Annotated in this window: 19 protein-coding genes; 4 read left to right on the top strand and 15 right to left on the bottom strand. The window is 73.9% G+C overall.

Annotated features, from left to right (window positions below; all coding sequences use genetic code 11):
* Positions 1-3: 3 nt before the first annotated feature.
* The 8 genes from ABZ215_RS21560 to ABZ215_RS21525 form a co-directional block, all read right to left on the bottom strand.
* Complete coding sequence (locus ABZ215_RS21560; RefSeq protein WP_354951074.1) at positions 4-336, bottom strand: hypothetical protein; 333 nt, start codon at positions 334-336, stop codon at positions 4-6.
* A gap of 466 nt (positions 337-802) precedes the next feature.
* Positions 803-1,612: a DUF692 domain-containing protein gene (locus tag ABZ215_RS21555; RefSeq protein WP_354951130.1), complete on the bottom strand. Its 810-nt coding sequence runs from the start codon at positions 1,610-1,612 to the stop codon at positions 803-805.
* Positions 1,613-1,757: 145 nt separating this feature from the next.
* A complete protein-coding gene (locus tag ABZ215_RS21550) occupies positions 1,758-2,669 on the bottom strand; it encodes a TIGR04222 domain-containing membrane protein (protein ID WP_354951072.1) in 912 nt (303 codons plus the stop codon).
* Entirely contained in the window at positions 2,638-3,354 is a 717-nt protein-coding gene (locus ABZ215_RS21545; protein ID WP_354951070.1) for a TIGR04222 domain-containing membrane protein, read from the bottom strand. The genes ABZ215_RS21550 and ABZ215_RS21545 overlap by 32 nt, the downstream gene beginning before the upstream one ends.
* A 43-nt stretch (positions 3,355-3,397) precedes the next feature.
* A complete protein-coding gene (gene msrB / locus ABZ215_RS21540) occupies positions 3,398-3,820 on the bottom strand; it encodes a peptide-methionine (R)-S-oxide reductase MsrB (protein WP_020422371.1) in 423 nt (140 codons plus the stop codon).
* A gap of 22 nt (positions 3,821-3,842) precedes the next feature.
* Complete coding sequence (locus ABZ215_RS21535; RefSeq protein ID WP_020422370.1) at positions 3,843-4,133, bottom strand: hypothetical protein; 291 nt, start codon at positions 4,131-4,133, stop codon at positions 3,843-3,845.
* A 15-nt stretch (positions 4,134-4,148) separates the two neighbouring features.
* Positions 4,149-5,702, bottom strand: a complete 1,554-nt coding sequence (locus ABZ215_RS21530; protein ID WP_354951128.1) for a serine/threonine-protein kinase — start codon at positions 5,700-5,702, stop codon at positions 4,149-4,151.
* Between the two features lie 19 nt (positions 5,703-5,721).
* Positions 5,722-6,450: a TVP38/TMEM64 family protein gene (locus tag ABZ215_RS21525; RefSeq protein WP_354710018.1), complete on the bottom strand. Its 729-nt coding sequence runs from the start codon at positions 6,448-6,450 to the stop codon at positions 5,722-5,724.
* A 54-nt stretch (positions 6,451-6,504) separates the two neighbouring features.
* On the opposite strand from ABZ215_RS21525, the gene ligD reads away from it, so the two are divergent.
* Genes ligD through ABZ215_RS21510 form a run of 3 tightly spaced genes read left to right on the top strand, consistent with a single transcriptional unit; the run spans position 6,505 to position 9,630 of the window.
* Positions 6,505-7,524, top strand: coding sequence for a non-homologous end-joining DNA ligase (gene ligD, locus ABZ215_RS21520; RefSeq protein WP_354951068.1), 1,020 nt, complete (start codon positions 6,505-6,507; stop codon positions 7,522-7,524).
* Positions 7,525-7,550: 26 nt separating this feature from the next.
* Entirely contained in the window at positions 7,551-8,612 is a 1,062-nt protein-coding gene (locus ABZ215_RS21515; protein WP_354951066.1) for an AI-2E family transporter, read from the top strand.
* 7 nt (positions 8,613-8,619) lie between these two features.
* On the top strand, positions 8,620-9,630 hold the full coding sequence (locus ABZ215_RS21510) for an LLM class flavin-dependent oxidoreductase (protein ID WP_354951064.1): 1,011 nt from the start codon (positions 8,620-8,622) through the stop codon (positions 9,628-9,630).
* A gap of 283 nt (positions 9,631-9,913) precedes the next feature.
* Here ABZ215_RS21510 and ABZ215_RS21505 read toward each other — a convergent pair whose 3' ends face one another.
* The 5 genes from ABZ215_RS21505 to ABZ215_RS21485 form a co-directional block, all read right to left on the bottom strand.
* The gene (locus ABZ215_RS21505; protein WP_237336871.1) at positions 9,914-11,203 is read right to left on the bottom strand and encodes a glycosyltransferase 87 family protein; all 1,290 of its coding nucleotides are present in this window, start codon (positions 11,201-11,203) and stop codon (positions 9,914-9,916) included.
* Positions 11,204-11,271: 68 nt separating this feature from the next.
* The gene (locus ABZ215_RS21500; RefSeq protein WP_354951061.1) at positions 11,272-12,789 is read right to left on the bottom strand and encodes an alpha/beta hydrolase; all 1,518 of its coding nucleotides are present in this window, start codon (positions 12,787-12,789) and stop codon (positions 11,272-11,274) included.
* Between the two features lie 83 nt (positions 12,790-12,872).
* Positions 12,873-13,424, bottom strand: a complete 552-nt coding sequence (locus ABZ215_RS21495) for a hypothetical protein (RefSeq protein WP_354951059.1) — start codon at positions 13,422-13,424, stop codon at positions 12,873-12,875.
* Positions 13,424-14,497 (bottom strand): ATP-dependent DNA ligase, encoded by a 1,074-nt coding sequence (locus tag ABZ215_RS21490; protein WP_354951057.1) that lies wholly within the window; start codon positions 14,495-14,497, stop codon positions 13,424-13,426. The genes ABZ215_RS21495 and ABZ215_RS21490 overlap by 1 nt, the downstream gene beginning before the upstream one ends.
* Before the next feature lie 9 nt (positions 14,498-14,506).
* The gene (locus tag ABZ215_RS21485) at positions 14,507-15,262 is read right to left on the bottom strand and encodes a pyrimidine reductase family protein (RefSeq protein ID WP_020419988.1); all 756 of its coding nucleotides are present in this window, start codon (positions 15,260-15,262) and stop codon (positions 14,507-14,509) included.
* A 55-nt stretch (positions 15,263-15,317) separates the two neighbouring features.
* Here ABZ215_RS21485 and zapE point away from each other — a divergent pair, with 55 nt between their 5' ends.
* Positions 15,318-16,346: a cell division protein ZapE gene (gene zapE / locus ABZ215_RS21480; protein ID WP_020419987.1), complete on the top strand. Its 1,029-nt coding sequence runs from the start codon at positions 15,318-15,320 to the stop codon at positions 16,344-16,346.
* On the opposite strand, the gene ABZ215_RS21475 is transcribed toward zapE, so the two are convergent.
* Complete coding sequence (locus ABZ215_RS21475; protein ID WP_354951055.1) at positions 16,249-16,884, bottom strand: phosphatase PAP2 family protein; 636 nt, start codon at positions 16,882-16,884, stop codon at positions 16,249-16,251. The genes zapE and ABZ215_RS21475 overlap by 98 nt on opposite strands.
* A 3-nt stretch (positions 16,885-16,887) precedes the next feature.
* A complete protein-coding gene (locus ABZ215_RS21470; protein ID WP_354951053.1) occupies positions 16,888-18,261 on the bottom strand; it encodes a DUF2252 domain-containing protein in 1,374 nt (457 codons plus the stop codon).
* Between the last annotated feature and the right edge of the window lie 540 nt (positions 18,262-18,801).

Below are 18,801 nucleotides of genomic sequence, written 5' to 3'. Positions count from 1 at the left end.
CGGTCAGCGGGTGAAGCGGGACCACCAGCGCCGCCGGGGGAGTTCGCCGCGCTCGGCGAGCCAGGTGGCGAAGTTCGCGGCGTCCTGGCGGTAGCCGGTGCCGTCGGTGCGGGGTGTGGCTTCGGCGTAGGCGTCGAACAGGGGCCGGAACCGGTCGCCGAGCAGGCGGAAGAGATCGGGCCTGAGGTCGGCGACGATGGAGCGGCGCTTGGCTCGCAGGGCGAGCACCTCGGCGGCCACCCGCCCGGGGTCGAAGCCCGCCGGAGGAGCCTCACCGGCCAGCAGGGCGCGCAGCAACTCCGCCTGCCGGGCGGCGAGTTCTTCCCGGCTGGTCACAGGTGCTCCCGCGTCGCGGTCAGCGGGGCGTGCAGTAGTTGGCTTGGCGGGCCGCCGCGGTTGTTCCGGCCGCTCACTGGTACGCCCGGGGCGTGGCGGGTTCGGTGGCCGGCCGGGCGCGCAGCCGTTTGGCTGCTGGGTGGCGAGTTCTTCCCGGCTGGGCACAGGTGCTTCCGGGTCGCGGTGGGTTCGGCGGCCGGCGGGTCGTGTGGCAGTTCGGCTTGCTGGGTGGCGAGTTCCTTCCGGCTGGGCACAGGTGCTCCCGGGGCGGGGTCAGCGGGGCGTGTAGCAGTTGGCTTGGCGGGCCGCCGCGCTCGTTCCGGCCGCTCACTGGTACTCCCGGGGCGTGGCAGGTTCAACTGGCCAACCAGGCGCGCAGCAGTTTGGCTCGCCGGGCATCGCGCGGCCGGTCCCGGGGGGGCGCGCAGCAGCTCGGCGCGCTGGGCGGCCAGCCCCTCTCGCCCGCTCACAGGCGCTCCCGGATCGCGGCCAGTTCCGCGGCCAGCTCGTCGTCCTGGGGGTAGGCGCCGTCGCGTTCCAGGAGCGCTCCCGGGGGCTCCCGTCGGCGCCGCAGTTCGCTCAGCAGGTCGAGCACCTCCGGCAGCACCGGGTGGGTGTGCGTGTCGTGGTAGATGCCGTCGGCCTCGACGCCCCCGGCGACGTGCACGTACGCCACCCGCTCCAGTGGCACCTCCTCCAGGAACCTCACCGGGTCCGCGCCCAGGTTCCGCGCGTTCGCGTACAGGTTCGCCACGTCCACGATCAGCAGGCACCCGGTCCGCGACGTCAGCTCGGCCAGGAACGCGGCCTCGCTCATCTCGGCGTCCGGCCACTCCAGCAGCGCGGCGATGTTCTCCAGCGCGAACGGCCTGCCCACGATCGACTGCGCCAGCCGCACGTTCTCCACCAGCACATCGAGCGCCTCCCGCGTGCGGGGGAGCGGCACCAGGTGCCCCGCGTCCAGCCCGCCCGCGCGCACGAAACACACGTGGTCGCTGGCCAGCGGCGCGTCCAGCTCGTCGGCGACCGCCGCGAGGTGCTCCACCCGCCGCGTGTCCAGCGGTTCCGCGCCGCCCAGGGACAGCGACACCGCGTGCGGCAACACCGGCAGGCCACGCTCCCGCAGCTCCACCAGGGCCGCGGGCAGGCGACCCGGGTGCAGGTTCTCGGCGATCACCTCGACCCACTCCACACCCGGCAGCCGCGCGATCGATAGATCGATCTCCGGCCGCCACCCGATGCCCACGCCCAGCCGCTCAACCGCCACCGCAACCACCTCCGCCGCAGTCGTCGAGCCCGAGGTCGAACCCGCCGCAAGCCCACCCGGCCCGCCGATCCGGGAGCCGCTCCAGGCCACCGGTCGCGGGAAGGTCCCCACCTGCAGGCCCGCGTAGTCGGTGAAGCCGATCGGTCCGAGGCGCTCAGTCACCACCGCCGCCACCCCCGCAACCACCACCGCCGCCGCACGAGCTGCCTCCGCCGCACGAACCGCTTCCGCACGAGCTGCTTCCGCACGAGCTGCCCGACGAGCCGCAGCCGTAGCCCGACGACGAGCCGGACCAGCCTCCGCGGCGCCGTGGCTTCCGCGGCGGCGGCGCCGACAGCAGCGCCTGCGCGATGGCCTGGTCCGGGTGGCGGGCGAGGCCACCGAGGGCCACCGCCTGCGCGGCCCCGCCCGTGGTCATGCCCGCCACCCGCAGCGCGGTGTCACCGGTCGAAGTCCTGGCCGGGCCGCGTGGCCGCCGGTCCGTCAGCGCCCAGAGGAGCCCGGCCGGCAGCACCGCCAGCACGAACGTGCCGTCCGGGAAGGCCAGGAACGCGAGGACCACGACCGCGAAGAGCAGGAGCGTCGCCAGCCGCCGGACGTTGCGCACCGCCCCGGCCGTGACCAGGAGCCCCTCCCCGGCGAGCCGGTCGCGCAGCTCGTCGAACTCGGCGCGGCCCAGCACCGCCGCGCGCACGTCGTGCAGGGTCCACGTGCCGCGGCCGTCGCGCACCGCGGTCCAGACCGCCGCGCTCAGCCGGTCGGCCGGGGCGTGGCCGCCGGTCGTGGACAGCCTCCCGCCACTGCTCACCCGGATCCGCTGCCGCTCCACGAGATCCGCGAGCGCGGTGTCGGTCGCCCGCACCGGGCCGCCCGCCAGGAACCCCAGCTCGATCAGCCCGGGCGGGTGGTGCGGCCCGCCGCCGCGCCGCTTGAGCAGCCGCGAACCGAACAGGCGCACCACCACGGGCAGCACCAGCAACGCGGCGAAGAGCGGGAGGAACGTCGAAGCGGGCAGGCCCCAGAACGCGGGCCCGTCACCGACCGCCAGGATCACCGGACCAGCCACCCCGCCACCTCCGAATCCACCCCCGGACTTGGCCGTTCGACGGAACCGGCCCGGCGGTGGTTCCCAGAACCGTGGCGCCACGCAGCAAGCGGCTCCCGGCGACGGTGCGCCTCGGCGACGGGACGAGCTCGGCCGCCCCGAGGACGAGCACCCCGGCCAGCATCACCGGGATGGCGGCCACCGCGTAGCCGCCGACGAACGTGCTGATCACGACCCCGACCAGCAGGACCCGGGACGCGACCCGGATGCCGGACACGTCGCCGGGCGGCACCACCAGCCCGCGGGCGGCGAGCCCGCGCACCACGTCCCCGATTTGCGGGCTGTCCGCCAGGTGCAGGCGCAGGGTCTGCGCGGTCGCCAGGCCGCGCCAGAACGACACCGCCAGCACCACGGCGATGGCGAGTGGTTCCCCTGGGGACCGCGTCGTCGTGGTGGTCAGCCGGCCACCGGCGTCCACGCGGATCCACCGGCGCGCGACCAGGTCCGCGAGCACCAGGTCGACGGCCCGGCCCGGCCCACCGGCCAGCACCGCCAGCTCGACCGCGGTGACCCGCTCGGCACCGGGCCGGATCCGGCGGTACCGCAGCAGGACCGGGCCGAGCAGCCGCACCACCGGCGGCACCAGGATCAGCGCCGCGTAGAGCGCGGCGAACTCCCGGGCGGACAACCCCCAGTACGCCCCCATACACCCGCAGGGTAGCGGGCGGGTGCGTGTCGTGGCGCGGGTTTTACTCCGCGGGCACCAGGCGCAGGGAGATCGAGTTGATGCAGTACCGCTGGTCGGTCGGCGTCGGGTAACCCTCGCCCTCGAAGAGGTGGCCCAGGTGGCTGTGGCAGGTCGCGCACAGCACCTCGGTGCGCACCATGCCCAGCGACCGGTCCTCACGCAGCAGCACGGCGTCCGAGGAGGACGGGTCGAAGAACGACGGCCAGCCGCAGTGGCTCTCGAACTTGGTGTCGCTGCGGAACAGCTCGGCGCCACACGCGCGGCACTCGTAGATGCCGGTGGTCTTGGTGTCGGTGTACTCGCCGGTGAACGGCCGCTCGGTGCCCGCCTGGCGCAGCACGGCGTACTCCTCGGGGGAGAGCTGCTCGCGCCACTCCTGGTCCGACTTGACCACCTTCGGGGTGGCTCCCACGACGGGTTCCATGCGAGGTTTCATATGCTTCAGGCTACTCGGCGAGCCACTGCACGGCCCGTACCACGATGTCCCACGAGGCGACGATCACGCCGAGGACCAGCAGCACCACGACGGTGGCCGCGATCCACCACCGCAGCCCGCCGACCCGGGTGCTGGACTCGGCGAACTCCGCCACGTTGTGCAGGGTGCCCTCGACCGTGAAACCCGGCTCGCACCGCTGCATCCGGTCCAGGTGCCGCGCGAACGCCTGGGCCTCCGGATCGTCGGGGTCGAGCCCGACCAGGTCGTCGTCGAAGCGCGGGTTGCGGCCGCTCTCGGTCATACCGACCAGGGTAGGTCAGCCGAGTTTCGTGTTCGCGTCGATCCGCAGCCCGGCCGCGGTGTTGACCACGCGCCAGGAGACGCGGCCGACCCCGTCGATCGAAACGGACATGTCGGCGGAACCGTCCGCGTTGGCGCCCTTGTCCGCGCGGATCGAGTTGTAGCCCTCGATCTCGTGCTCGTCCCAGTACTGCTGGAACGCCTGCTGGCTGCCGAACACGGCCTGCGCGGCGGGCGTGAGCAGGCCCCACGCCTGGGGCGATCCCGAGCTGTCGAGGTAGGCCTTGACCACCTGGCCCGCCGAGCCGAAGTCCACCGATCCGGTGTTGGCCGTCTGGCCGAGGTCGGCCGGGGCGGCGCTGCTGGGCGTGCTGGGCGGCGCGGAGGTGGGGGCGGTGGTGCCGTCCGCGTTGGCCTGCGAGGCGCCGCCGTTGGTCTTGTCGTCGCCGTTGAGCAGGACGACCAGCACGACGACGAGTACGGCGACCACGGCCACCGCCGATCCGGCCAGCACGCCCTTGCGCTTCAGCGGGGACTGCTTGGCCTGCTGGGGCGGCTTCGGCGGTGGGATGAACGCGGCGGTCGGGTTGCGCGGGCTGCGCTGCGGCGGGGCGGGCGGCGCGGCGGTGGCGGCGCCGGTGCGCTGCCACGGCGGGCGCTCGCCGGGCGGCGCGGGCGGCGGCACGTCGGCCGCCACGGCCGCGGGCTGGCGGCCACCACCGTTGAACAGCGGCGGCGACACCAGCGTGCCGCCCTTGGTGTCCTTCTCGCCGTTGGCCAGCGCGGCCAGCCGGTCGCGGGCCTCCAGCATGGTCGGCCGCTCCTCGGGCTCGACCCGCAGCAGGCTCATCAGCAGCGCGGTCGCCTTGCCGGACTGGCGCGGCGGGATGACCTGCCCGTTCGCCGCCGTGTAGAGCAGGGCCAGCTGGTTGGAGCTGTTGCCGTAGGGCGGCTGGCCCTCCAGCGCGTGGTAGAGCGTCGCGCCGAGGGAGAAGACGTCGGAGGCCGGCGCCGGGTCGGAGCCGCGCGCCAGCTCGGGCGCGAGGTAGGCCGGGGTGCCGCCGATCAGGCCGGTCTGGGTGAGCGTGAGGTCGCCCGCCGCGCGCGAGATGCCGAAGTCGGTGATCTTCGCGGTGCCGTTGTCGTCGATCAGGATGTTCGCGGGCTTGATGTCCCGGTGCACGATGCCGGCCCGGTGCGCCACGACCAGCGCGGAGGCGACCTGGTGCCCGATGCGCGCGACCTCGGCCAGCGGCAGGGTGCCCTGCTCGGCGATCACCGCGGAGAGGCTGCGCGAGGGCAGGTACTCCATGACGAGGCACGGATCCCCGCCGTGTTCGGCGATGTCGAACACCACGATGGCGTTCGGGTGCTGGAAGCGCGCCGCGTTCTTCGCCTCGCGCATCGCACGCTGCCGCATGCTGTTGCGCTCGGCTTCGGACATGCCCGGCTGAGCGAGGATCTGCTTGACCGCCACGGAACGCTCGAGGCGCTCGTCGACCGCGCGCCACACGACCCCCATGGCGCCGCTGCCGATGTGCTCAACGAGGCGATAGTGCCCTGCGATCAGCTGACCGGTGTCGATGGGACTACTCCTCGGAAACTCTCCGCAAGTGCTGGGTTGGCTCAGCGCGAACGATCTCCTCGCGCACCGGGTCGAGTGTAGCGGGCTGCCCGGTGCGCCCGGCGTAAGCAGTCCCGCGGGCGATTCGGGCCAGGCCAAGGGCCCCGGCGAGTGCGAAGGCACCGTAGCAGGCGAGCAGCGCGGGCGGTGTGCCGCCGGTGAGCGCGTCGCCCAGCACGACCACCGCGACCGTGCCGGGCAGGCTGCCGAGGACGGTCCCGGCCAGGTACGGGCGGAACCGCACGGACAGGATTCCGCAGCAGTATCCCAGTGGCGCGAAGGGAACCAGCGGGATCAGCCGCAGCGACGCCACCGCGAGGACGCCACCGTCGGCGAGCCGCTCGTCAACCGCGCGCACCACTTTCCGTTCCAGGTGGCGGGACACGAGGTCGCGGCCGACCAGGCGGGCCAGTCCGAAACCGAGCGCGCCGGACACCGCGGTCGCCGTGACGGCCACCACGATGCCGAGCACGTCCCCCAGCAGCAGTCCCGCCGCGAGGTTGAACACGGTGCGGGGTATGGGCGCGACGGTGAGTACCGAATAGGCGGCCAGGAACACCAGCGCGGTCACCGGACCCGCGCCCGCGGCCCAGTTGCGCAGTTCCGCGGGGCTCGGCACGGGGAGTGTGAACGCCGCCACGACCGCCCCGGCGAGCAGGACGAGCGCGATGATCATCTTCAGGCGGCGGGGCACGACGTCCACGGTAAGGCACGCGCGGAACCGGCCCGGCGGGGCTACGGTGATCCGGTGGCAGGACGTGGCGAGGCGGTCGAGTACCAGGTCGGCGACCGGGTGGTGCGGGTGTCCAATCCGGACAAGGTGTACTTCCCGGAGCGCGGGATCACCAAGCGGCAGGTCGTGGAGTACTACCTCGCGGTCACGGAGCCGTTGCTGCGGGCGGTCGGGGAGCGGCCGACGACGCTGAAACGGTTCCCCGACGGGGTTTCCGGCGAGCCGTTCTACGCCAAACGGGTCCCCAAGGGGGCGCCCGAATGGGTGCAGACCGCGCGGATCACGTTCCCGTCCGGGCGCACCGCGGACGAGGTCTGCCCCACCGAGGCGGCGGTGTTCGCGTGGGCGGCGAACCTCGGCACGCTCGACTTCCACCCGTGGCCCGTCCGGCGGTCCGACGTGGACCACCCGGACGAACTGCGGATCGACGTGGACCCGTCGGACAGCTCCGGGTTCGGCGACGCGGTGCGGGTCGCGCTGGTGGTGCGCGAGGTGCTGGCGGACGCCGGGCTGACCGGGTACCCGAAGACCTCCGGCGGGCGCGGGGTGCACGTGCTGGTCCGGATCCGGCCGGAGTGGGACTTCGTCGACGTGCGGCACGCGGTGATCGCGCTGGGCCGCGAGGTGGAGCGGCGCGTCCCGGACCTCGCCACGATCGCGTGGTGGAAGGAGGAGCGCGGCGGCCGCGTGTTCCTCGACTACAACCAGGCGGCGCGGGACCGGACCGTGGCCTCGTCCTGGTCGGTGCGCGGCACCCCGCGGGCGACGGTGTCGACGCCGCTGACCTGGGAGCAGCTGCCCGAGGCCGACCCGGACGACTTCGACGTGCTCACCGTGCCGGACTGGCTGGCCGAGTACGGCGACCCGCACGCCGCGATCGACGACGAGGCGTTCGGCCTGGAGACGGCGCTGGAGTGGTACGCCCGCGACGAGCGGGACCACGGGCTCGGCGAGATGCCGTACCCGCCGGACTACCCGAAAATGCCAGGTGAACCGAAGCGCGTGCAGCCGAGCAGGGCACGGCCGGAGGGCTGACGGCCGCGCGAGGATGGCGGTGCAGGATGACCGAGAACCCGGCCACGGGCCGGCTGCTCCACCGCTCCGCCGTCGTGTGCGCGCAACTGCTGGTGGTCGCCGCCGCGCTGTGGGTGCTCGTCCGGGTGCTGGCCACGCTCGCCGTCGTGGTGATCCCCGGCGCGCTCGCGCTGCTGCTGGCCGCGCTGCTCGCGCCGGTGGTGACCTGGCTGGCGCGGCACCACGTGCCGAGGGCGCTCGCGACGGCGGTGGTCCTGGTCGGCGGGGTGGCCGCGGTCGGCGCCGTGCTGTGGTTCGTGGTCAAGACCGTGCTGGACAGCCTGCCCGACCTGCGCACCCAGCTCGCCGGGAGCTACCAGGAGCTGCGCGGCTGGCTCGCCTCGATCGGGGTGCGCCCGGAGCAGCTGGACCAGGTGACGACCCAGGCGCGGGAGTGGGTGGCGGCGAACCAGCAGTCGCTCGCGAGCGGCGCGTGGAACGCGTTCTCCACCGTCGGATCGGTGCTCACCGGGCTGGCGCTGGCGATCTTCGTCCTGGTCTTCGTGCTCTACGACGGCGAGCGGATCTGGCGGTTCCTCACCCTGCCGTTCCGCGGTTCCGCCCGCCGCCGGGTGGACCTCGCGGGCAAGCGGGCCTTCCACGACCTCACGGCGTTCATGTACGCGCTGATCATCGTGTCGGCGGTGGACGCCGTCGGGATCGGCATCGGGCTGTGGGTCACCGGGGTGCCGCTGGTGGTGCCGCTGGCGACGCTGGTGTTCCTCGGCGGGTTCGTGCCGATGATCGGCGCGTTCGTCACCGGCCTGCTCGCCGCGCTCGTCGCGCTGGTCGCCGAGGGGCCGTTCACCGCGCTGCTGGTCGTCCTGATCGTGATCGCCGTGCAGCAGCTGGAGGGCAACGTGCTGGAGCCGATGATCACCAGCAAGGCGGTGCGGCTGCACCCGGTCGCGGTCATCCTGGCGATCGCGGTCGGCGTGCAGCAGGCCGGGGTGATCGGGGCGCTGCTGGCGGTGCCCGCGCTCAGCACGATCCGGGCGGTCGCCGCGACGCTTCTGGAGCCGGAACAGGCGCCGGGGCCGGCGTGTTGACCAAGGTGTGAAGCTGTCCGTGCTCGACCGGTCCCGCACCCGCGAAGGCGGCACCCACGCCGAGGCGCTGCGGGAAACCGTCGCGTTCGCGCGGCAGGCCGAGGCGCTGGGCTACCACCGGTTCTGGGTGTCCGAGCACCACAGCGTGCCGGGCGTGGCCGGGTCGGCGCCCACCGTGCTGGCGGCCGCGGTCGCGGACGCCACCTCGGCCATCCGCGTCGGCACCGGCGGGGTGATGCTGCCCAACCACCAGCCGCTCGTCGTGGCCGAGCAGTTCGGGGTGCTGGAGGCGCTGCACCCGGGCCGGATCGACATGGGGCTGGGCCGGTCGGTCGGGTTCACCGGTGGCGTGCGGCGCGCGCTCGGCCACGACAAGGACGACGCGGACCGGTTCGGCGAGCAGGTGCGGCTGCTGCTCGGCTACCTCGACGGCACGCAGGACGAGTTCCCCGGCGTGCACGCGTTCCCGGCGGAGGGGCAACCGATCCCGGCGTTCCTGCTGGCCACCGGGGCGGGCGCGGACCTGGCCGCCGAGCTGGGACTGCCGCTGGTGATCGGCGCCGTGCGCGGTGAGGGGCGCATGATCGAGGCGATCGGCCGCTACCGCGAGTCGTTCGTCCCGTCGGTCCGCTGCCCGGCGCCGTACGTGATCGTCTCGGCGACGATCGCGGTGGCCGGGACGAGGGAGGCCGCGGAGCGGTTGCTGGTGCCGGAGGCGTGGTCGGCGGCGTGGTCGCGCACGCACGGCGTGTTCCCGCCCCTGCGCCCGGCGGCGGAGATCCTGGCGGGCCCGATGACCGACCGGGAGCGCCGCTACTTCGACGACGCCCGGGAGGGTCAGATCGCCGGCACCCCGGCGGAAGCCGCCGCGGCGCTGGAGGGGCTGGTGGAGCGCACGGGCGCGGACGAGGTCCTGGTGACCACGAGCACGTACGACCGCGCGGAGATGCTGGAGTCCTACCGGCTGCTGGCGGAGGCGGTTTCCGCGCGCAGTGCCGCTGGTGTGGCTGGCTGGTAGGAGCCGGGCGTCCGGCTCATCGTGGGATGGGCGTGCGGCTCAGCCGGGTTAGGCGGCTCGCGACCGTTTCCGGCGCGACGCGGCTGGACGGTAGGGCGCTGCGTCTGCCGACGGGGCCGATCTCGGCCGCCGGGCTCGTCGTGGGGTTCGGCGGGCAGCCCGGCCGGCGTTGGGCGGCTTCGCGGCCGTTTCCGGGCGCGGTGCGGCCGGTGCGGCCGGGGTGGCCGCACGGTGAGCCGCCCCTGCGTCCGGCGGGCGCAGCCGGTGCCGGTGGGCGTGTAGCTCAGCCGGCAGTACGTGAAGCGTCCGGCTCCGCGGGCAGCGCCGCCGGGGTCTTCGGCGTCCGGTAGTACAGCGCGACCGCCAGGAACACCGCGAACGTCAGCCAGATGTAGGCGTTCTGGAACAGCCACTCCAGCCCCGCCGGCTTGAACGCCAGCACCGTGTCCGCCTCGAAGCCGATCAGCGGCAGCACCCCGCCGGACGTGACGAGCGCGGCGCCGGCCAGCCCGATCCACCCCAGCACCGACCCGCGGAACGCCAGGTTGCCCAGGCAGATCAGCAGCATCGCCAGCCACACCCAGTGGTGCACCCAGCTGTACGGCGACACGGCCGTCGTCGCCAGGCCGCACAGCGTCGCCGCCACCAGTTCCTCGCCTCGCGCGGCCAGCCGTCGCGCCAGCAGCAGGCACACCACGGCGGTCGCGGCCGCGGCGAGCAGCCACACGATCTGCATCCCGCCGGTCACCCCGGTCGCCCGCGCGAAGAACCCGCGCAGCGACTCGTTCGACGGGTTCTCCGGCACGCCGACCCGCGTCGGGTCCATGAACGCGCCGGACCAGAACGTCACCGAGTCGTGCCACAGGAACGCGAACCCGACGGCCACCGTGACCACGAACGTGCCCATCGCGACGATCGCCGCCCGGTACCGCCGCGTCACCAGCAGGTACAGCACGAAGAACGCGGGCGTCAGCTTGATCCCGGCGGCGATGCCGATCAGCGCGCCCTTGACCTTCGACGAGTCCGGCAGCGCCAGGTCGAGCAGCACCAGCGTCATCAGCAGGATGTTGATCTGCCCGAACGCCATCGTCTCCCGCACCGGCTCGCACCACATGAGCAGCGCCGCCACCGGCAGGCTGAACAGCACGAGCCGCGCGTCGCGCCGGAACCGCAGCAGCGACAGCGCCGCCCACACGCCGACGGCCAGCATCGCGTAGTCACCGAGCGCGCCCACCCACGTGAAGAGTTCACCCTTCAGTGGCGCCAGCGGCACGAACAGCAGCGCCGCGAACGGGGTGTAGACGAACTCCCATTGCCCGCGGATGTTGCCGAGCAGCGGCGTGTCGTAGACCGACACGCCGTCCAGGACGCGCTCGCCCGCGATCCGGTACACGCCCAGGTCCAGCAGGTGCAGCAGCGCGGGGAGCTGGGCCAGGACCTCTCTGACGTACCAGAAGCCGGCGCCCGCGCCCAGCACGAGGACCGGCCAGACGGCGATCCAGGGAATCGGTCGTCGCGCGCTGTCCCGGGGCGCCGGCGCCACAGCCGGCGTCTCGACCGCGGAAGACGGCACAGTCACTCCCAGTACTCAGTGGTCCGGCGGATGGAGGACAAGCCTAAACGGGGCCCGGGCAGGGTCCCCTAAGCGGGGCAGAGCGTGCCGTCGGCGGGGACCTTCCCGTCGACCAGGAACGCCCGCACCGCCTCGGCCGCGCACGGCGAGCCGAGCGCGCCGTGCCCGGCACCCTGCCACGCGACGCGCACCGCGCTCGGGATCTGCTGCGCCGCCCGCACCGTGCCGGTTTCCGGCGTGACCGGGTCCGTCAGGGTGCTGGTGACCAGGACCGGCGGCAGCCCGGACGTGCCCAGCGTCGGCAGCGACTCGGTGCGCGCCGGCCACGGCAGGCACCACGCGAGCCGCTGCGTCACCAGCCCGCCGAAGACGGGGTAGCGGCCGCGCAGCTGCGTGGTCAGCCCGGCGATCTGGTCCGCAGGCATCCGCACGACGGTGTCGTTGCACTCGGTGGCCAGCGTGGCGTCGAGGCGGGACGGCGCGACGTCCGAGCCGTTGAGCATCGGCGAGACGAACGCGGCGAGCCCGCGGACGTCGCCGGCCCGGCCGGCGTCCAGCGCGCGGGCCAGCTCGCTCCAGCGGGTGCGGTCGGCGAGCCCGGTGACCACGGCCCGCAGCGCCGTGCTCGCGCCGAACACCGCGCCGCCCGGCAGCACCTGCGGCGCCGCGCGCAGCCGCTCCACCACGGCGTTCACCGTCGCGGCCGCGTCCTGGCCGACGGCGCGGCCGTAGGCGTCCAGGGTGGCCTGCTGCGCGGCGGCCAGGTCGCCGAGCACCGTGACCGTGTCGCTGGACGGGTCCGGGATGCCGTCCATCACGAACCGGCCGACGCGGTCCGGGAACCGGGCGGCGTAGGAGATCAGCACCTGCGAGCCCTCGCCGTGGGCGAGCGCGTGCAGCTTCGGCACGCCCAGCTCACCGCGGATCTCTTCGAGGTCGCCCGCGGTGCGCCAGCTGTCGAAGGCCTGCTGCGCGCCGCCGAGGTCGATCGCGCACTGCTGCCCGGCCTTGCGGGCGGCGTCCAGCAGCGGTTCCAGGTCGTCGTCGGCCGGGTCCTGGTTGAGCAGCTGGCTGCGGGTGTCCTCGGGCACGCACGACAGCGGGTCGGACTCGCCGGTGCCGCGCCGGTCCACCCCGATCAGCGAGAACCGCTGCAGCAGCGCGGGCGGCAGCACCGACGCGAGCCGCGCGGCGTAGAGGGTGCCGGGCTCGCCCGCGACGTCGTTGACCACGACCAGCGGGATCGCGCCGTTGCCCGCCTTGAGCACGGACACGCGCGTCTGCACACGCCCCGGCAGCGCCGGGTCGTCCAGTGTGGACATCACGGTGCCGCAGCTGAACCGCAGGTAGCCGGGCGCCTCGGCGCCGAGGCGGTTGCGGGTCTGGGCGTCGCAGTCGGCCCAATCGAGCGCGGGCGAACGCGGCTCGGTCAGCGGCGGCAGCGGCACGTCCGTGGCGGAGCTGGCCGGCGCGGAGGACACCGGCTCGTCGTTCTCCACGACCGGCGGCCGTTTCGACGGCCCCGCCGTGCAGCCGGCGAGGAGGGCCGGCAGCAGCACAGCGAGCACGAGACCACGGCGCGGCACGACGTTCCTCTTTCCCTTGGTGCGTGTTCGCCCCCGAGGTTCGCACGAGGCCCGTTTGCCCGTGGTGAGCGGGGTCGGTGCGCTCAGACGCCGTGGACGTTGAACCCGCCCATGCTGAAGCCGCCCGAGCCCGCGGTCCCGGTTCCCCCGGGCGTGTAGTGGCGCGGCGCGGACGTCCGCCGGGACGCCGGCGGGTCCGGTTCGGCGGGCAGCCGGTCCAGCACGCGGCGGGCAGCGGCCACCACGTACGGGGCGTCGGGCTCGTGCACCGCGCTCAGCAGCATTTCGCGGAGCTGACGCTGGTCGTAGCGAGCCTCGAGCCCGGGCCGGACGTCCACGAGGGCCAGGATGACCACCCACGGCAGATCCCGCCCGTCCCGGACGTTGCGGTCGCCCTCGGCCGCCATGACCTCCCGCATGGCTTCCCAGATCTTCTCGCGCCGCAGCGGGCTGAGGTGCCACGCGCGCTCCAGCGCGGTGCGCGCCCGGTCGGCCGCCTCGTCGTTCCGGGCCTGGCACATCACCCGCACGAGCGTCTCGGGCGCGCGGCGGTGGCGGCGGCACAGGTGGGCCGCCGCGAGGACGGCCAGCCGTCCCCGGCTCCGCAGCGCGTGTCGTTCGATCCGGCCTGCCATCAGCGGGTCCGCTTGACCTCGCCGTGGAAGACGGCGTCCAGGTCGTAGCGGGCGACCTCCTCCAGCTGGGCGTACGTGCACGACTCCGGCTCACGGTCCGGGCGCCACCGGATGAACTGCGCGGTGTGCCGGAACCGCGACGGCTGCCCACCTTCGGTGTGCTCGTAGGCGACCTCGACGACCCGCTCGGGCCGCAGCGGCACCCACGGCTGCTCGGTGGAGCGCCACCGCGTGATGCCGCCGGGCAGGCGTTGCCCCTCGGTGGTGCCCTCCAGCCACGGGTGCCCGCTGCCGTCGGTGATCAGTTCGGCGAACTCGGCCGCCAGCTCCTTGCGCCGCTTCACCGGGAACGACCCCACGACGCCGGGGTGGTGCAGCACGCCGTTGTCGTCGTACAACCCGAGCAGCAGCGAGCCGACCGCCTCGCCGGGGGTGGAGTCCTTGTGCCACCGCAGCCCGGCCACCACGCAATCCGCGGTGCGGGAGTGCTTGTACTTGATCATGATCCGCTTGCCCGGCTCGTACCCGGCGTCCAGCGGCTTGCCGATGACCCCGTCCAGCCCGGCGCCCTCGAACAGCTCGAACCAGTGCCGCGCGGTCGCCGGGTCGGTGGTCGCGGGCGTGATGTTCAGGTCCTGCCCGGCCAGCTTCGCCAGGCGCTCCCGCCGCGCGCTGGTCGGCTCGCCGAGGAACGCCTCGTCGCCCAGCGCGAGCAGGTCGAACGCGACGAACGTGGCCGGCGTCTGCTCGGCGAGCAGCCGGATGCGGGACTCGGCCGGGTGGATGCGCTCGGTGAGCGCGTCGAAGTCCAGGTGTCCCTCGCGGCCGACGACCAGCTCGCCGTCCAGCACCACCCGTTCCGGCAGCAGCGGCGGCAGTTGCGCCAGCACCTCCGGGAAGTACCGGTTCAGCGGCTTCCCGGCGCGCGACTGCAGCGTCAGCTCGTCGCCGTCGCGGAAGACGAGGCAGCGGAAGCCGTCCCACTTCGGCTCGAACAGCAGCTCGTCGGAGTCCGGGATCGACTTCGCCGGTTTCGCCAGCATCGGCTGGATCGGCGGGGTCAGCGGCAGCATGCGCCCACTTTATGCGCGACGGCGGTACCGCAGCATCGTGAAACCGTCTTCGACCAGGATCGATGCCAGATCCATGTCCCGGGCCTCGCTCGCCATCCGGCCGATCGCGATGCGGTCCGCGCCGCCGCCGGCCAGCAGCGGCGCGACGGTCAGGCACAGCTGGTCGACCAGGTCCTCGGCGACGAGCTCGCCGAACAGGTGCGGCCCGCCCTCGCAGTTGACCCGGAGCAGCCCGCGGTCGGCGAGCTGGTCGAGCGCACTGCGCAGGTCGATGGTCTCCACGCCCGCGATCAGGAGGTCCGCGCCCGCGTCGGCGAGCGCCTTCCGCCGGTCCGCGGGGGCGTGCTCGGTGGTGATGACGATCGGCGGCACCTTCGTGTCGGTGAACAGCGGCGCTGCCGGGTCGAGCCGGGCGCTGCCGGTGACCACGGCGATCGGTGGCACCTCGGCGAGCCCGAGCCGGGCCCGGCGCTCGCGGCGTTCGGGGGTGGTGCGCGCGCCGCGGTAGTTCTCCGCGCGGACGGTTCCGGCGCCGGCCAGCACGACGTCGGCGAGCAGGCGGCCGTGGAAGAAGATCCGCTTGTCCGCGGGCCCGGACAGGCCCTCGGACCGGCCTTCCAGCGTCGAGGCGCCGTCGGCGGAGGAGGTGAAGTTGGCCTGCACGAACGGCCGGTCCAGGTCCGCCGGGTAGCCGTAGATCCGGTCCAGGTCGTCGTCGGTCACGTCGTCGAGGGGTTCGGGCCACAGGCTGCGCACGATCTCCATCACATCACGCGGCCGCCGCCAGGGCTGCGCGGCCGGGTCCCGATACCCTCGCAAGATGCCCGCGCACCTCACCGACCGGCAGCCCGAGCTGGGAGCGGACGAGCTGATCGCCGCCCTGGTGCCGCCGCCGCGCTTCGACGCCGTGCGGTTCGCCACCTACGTGCCGAACCCCGACGAGCCGAGCCAGGCGCAGGCGGTGGAGTCGTGCTCGGCGTTCGCGGCGCGCATCGAGAAGGCGGCGCCGAAGAAGTCCAAGCTGCGGTCGCTGTTCGGCGGCGGTTCGGCGCCCGCGCCCGGGAAGCAGGGCCTCTACCTGGACGGCGGGTTCGGTGTCGGCAAGACCCACCTGCTCGCCTCGACCTGGCACGACGCGCCGTCGCCGAAGGCCTACGGCACGTTCGTCGAGCTGACCCACCTGGTCGGCGCGCTCGGCTTCGGCGAGGCGGTGCGGCGGCTGTCCGAGCACCGGCTGCTCGCCATCGACGAGTTCGAGCTGGACGACCCCGGCGACACGATGCTGGTCACCCGCCTGCTGCGGGAGCTGACCGACGCCGGCGTGTACGTCGCGGCGACGTCCAACACGCTGCCGGACAAGCTCGGCGAGGGCCGGTTCGCGGCCGAGGACTTCCTGCGCGAGATCCAGTCGCTGTCGTCGCGGTTCTCGGTGGTGCGGGTGGACGGGCCGGACTACCGGCACCGCGGCCTGCCGGACGCGCCGCCGCCAGTGGACGAGGAGACCCTGCTCGCGTCGGCGGAGAGCCGCGAGGGCGCCACGCTCGACGACTTCGACGCGTTGTGCGAGCACCTGGCGAAGCTGCACCCGTCCCGCTACGGACGTCTCGTCGACGGCGTGTCCGTCGTGCACATCCGGGGTGTGCGACCGGCGCCGGACCAGAACGTGGCGCTGCGGCTGGTCGCGTTCGCGGACCGGCTCTACGACCGGGCCATCCCGGTGGTCGTCTCCGGCGGGTCGCTCGGCGAGCTGTTCACCGAGGAGATGCTGCAGGGGGGCTACCGGAAGAAGTACCTGCGGGCGGTGAGCCGGCTGACCGCGCTGGCGCGAGACGCCGCGTCGGTGAGCTGAGCGCCAGCACCACGGCGACGGCGAAGCACGCGCCGCCAGCCACGTCGGTGGGGTAGTGGTAGCCCAGCCCGACGAGCCCGATGCCCGCGATCACGAGGATCACCGCGCTCACGCCGACCGTGACGGCCCGGGCGATCCCGGACCGGGCGAGCAGCACCAGCACGGTGAGCGTGGCGACCATGCTGACCGTGTGCCCGCTCGGGTAGGCGAGGTAGTCGTACTTCATCCGGTCGAACAGCGGCTTGAGCACCCACGTGTTGAGCGCGACCGGCACCGCGACGCCCAGCACCGCCAGCGCCACGCCGTCCCAGCGGCGGCCGAGCGCGCAGGCGAGCACCACGATCGCGAGCAGCGGCAGCAGCACGACCGGTTCGGTGGGCAGCACGAACAGGTCCAGCAGCGCGGGCTGTCCGCCGAACACGCCGTCGATCCACGCGGTGACCGTGGCGTCGGGGCCGGTGGCGGTGGTGTCCCCGGCGAACGGGACGCCGATCGCCAGTGCGGCCGCCGCGCACACGGCGACGACGGCCCACCTCACGCGTTAGTCCGCGATCGCCGGGAAGCGGCCGTTCTTGACCGCGGTGACCAGCTCGGCGTGGTCGGACTCGGTCTGGTCGGCGTAGCGCACCGCGTAGCGGCCGATGGCCTCGTCGAGCTGGTCGTCACCGTCGAAGTATCCCGCCAGCAGCCGCGGGTGGACCGAGCGGATGTGCGCGCGGGCGAGCAGCGCGCCGGCCAGGCGGCCGTAGTCGTCGAGGTCCTTGCCGCCCAGCTCGGTGGGCTCGATCGCGCCCTTCATGTTGCGGAACTGGCGCACGATGAACGGCCTGCCCTCGATGGTGGTCCAGCCGAGGAGGATGTCCGTCTCGGCCTGCACCAGGCGGGCGCCGTGCACGATGCGCTGGCCCTCGTGCTCGGCGCGGTGCTCCGGCAGGTACGGGGTGAGCGCGGACGGGCGGGCCTCCTTGACCTGCAGCACCAGGTCCTCGTCGGTGTTGCCGTGCAGCAGCACGACGTAGCTGCGCAACCCGACGCTGCCGGTGCCGACGACGCGGAAGGCGACGTCGGCAATGCGGTAGCGGGCGATCAGGTTGCGCCGCGACTCGCGCAGGGTGTGCACATAGGACACCAGCCCGTCGGCGACGGCGTCCGCGGTCGGCTCGTCGACGTGCCGCAGCACCGGCGGGTCCTCGACGAAGCGGTGGTGGCTCAGGCCCGTGGTGTGGTCGTCGATGCGCTCGGTCCACTTGGCCGCGACGCGGGCGCTGGTGTTGCGGCGCGCTTTCTCGGCGGCTTCGCTGAACTCGTCGGCGAGGTCGTGGGCCTTCACCTTGGACAGCGCGTCCGCGTCGGCGAGCGCGTTCCACGAGCGCAGGAACGACGCCTCGCCGAGCTGGCGCACCACGCGCCGGTAGGACTTCACCGCGTCCTCGGCCGCGTCCTGGCAGTCCTCTTCGGACACCCCGCCCTCGCGCCCGGCGAGCACCAGGCTCGCGGCGAGGCGCTTGAGGTCCCACTCCCACGGCCCGCGGATGGTCTCGTCGAAGTCGTTGATGTCCATGACGATCTGGCCGTCCGGCGTGCCGTAGAGGCCGAAGTTCGCGGCGTGCGCGTCACCGCAGATCTGGGCGGACAGTCCACTGTGCGGGGTCCCGGCCAGGTCCGCGGCCATCAGCCCGGCCGCGCCGCGGAAGAACGCGAACGGGGAGGCGATCATGCGCCCGATCCGCAGCGGGACGAGGTCGCCGAGGCGGCCGGCGTTGCTGTGCTCGACGAACTCGGCGACCGATGGCCGGTGCTCCCCGGCGGCCGCGTGGTCGTGCGCCGTCGGCGGCGTGCGGTCCCCCAGCTCCCGGCCCCGCGCGTGCAGCTCCTCGGGATCGCTCAGCTCACCCGGCACCAGTGCCCGTTCCATCCCCTGCTCCCTCCGTTGCCTGCACAACGTACGGGAGGGGTGGACGGTTTCAGCCGCGCCGCGCGAGTGCAAGGGTGCCGCGCGGCGAGGCGCCCGCGCCCGGCCGCGAGTTGCGCGCTCGCGCGGCGAGGGGCACGTTCGCGCCCGGCGAGGCCCCGCTTCGCTCGGGAGTTGCGCGCTCGCGGTGGCGGGGGCCACGTTTTGTGCCCGGGGCGGCGGGTTGCGTGCTCGCGCCCGGCGAGGCCCCGGCTCTCGCCCGGGAGTTGCACGTTCGCGGTGGCGGGTTCCGCGCCCGCGGTGGCGGGCCCCAACTCGCGCCCTGCGTGGCCCCGCTGCGCTCGCGAGTTGCGCTCGCGGTGATGAGGGCCACGTCAGCGCCCAGGCGGCGGGTTCCGCTCCCGCCCCGGCGAGGCCCGGCTCCCGCCCGGCGAGAGCCAGAGTTCGCCCCCGTTACCTTTTTCGTGGTTCCTGATCAGGGAGCTGTGGTCGCCAGGTTCGGTATGACTGATGCCCCCAGTCGAGGTCATGATCCGGGGGGTG

The organism is Amycolatopsis sp. NPDC006131 (assembly GCF_040614175.1).
GTDB lineage: Bacteria > Actinomycetota > Actinomycetes > Mycobacteriales > Pseudonocardiaceae > Amycolatopsis_E > Amycolatopsis_E tucumanensis.
The sequence above is the reverse complement of the archived record's forward strand: the minus strand, read 5'-3'. Positions and strand labels throughout refer to the sequence as shown.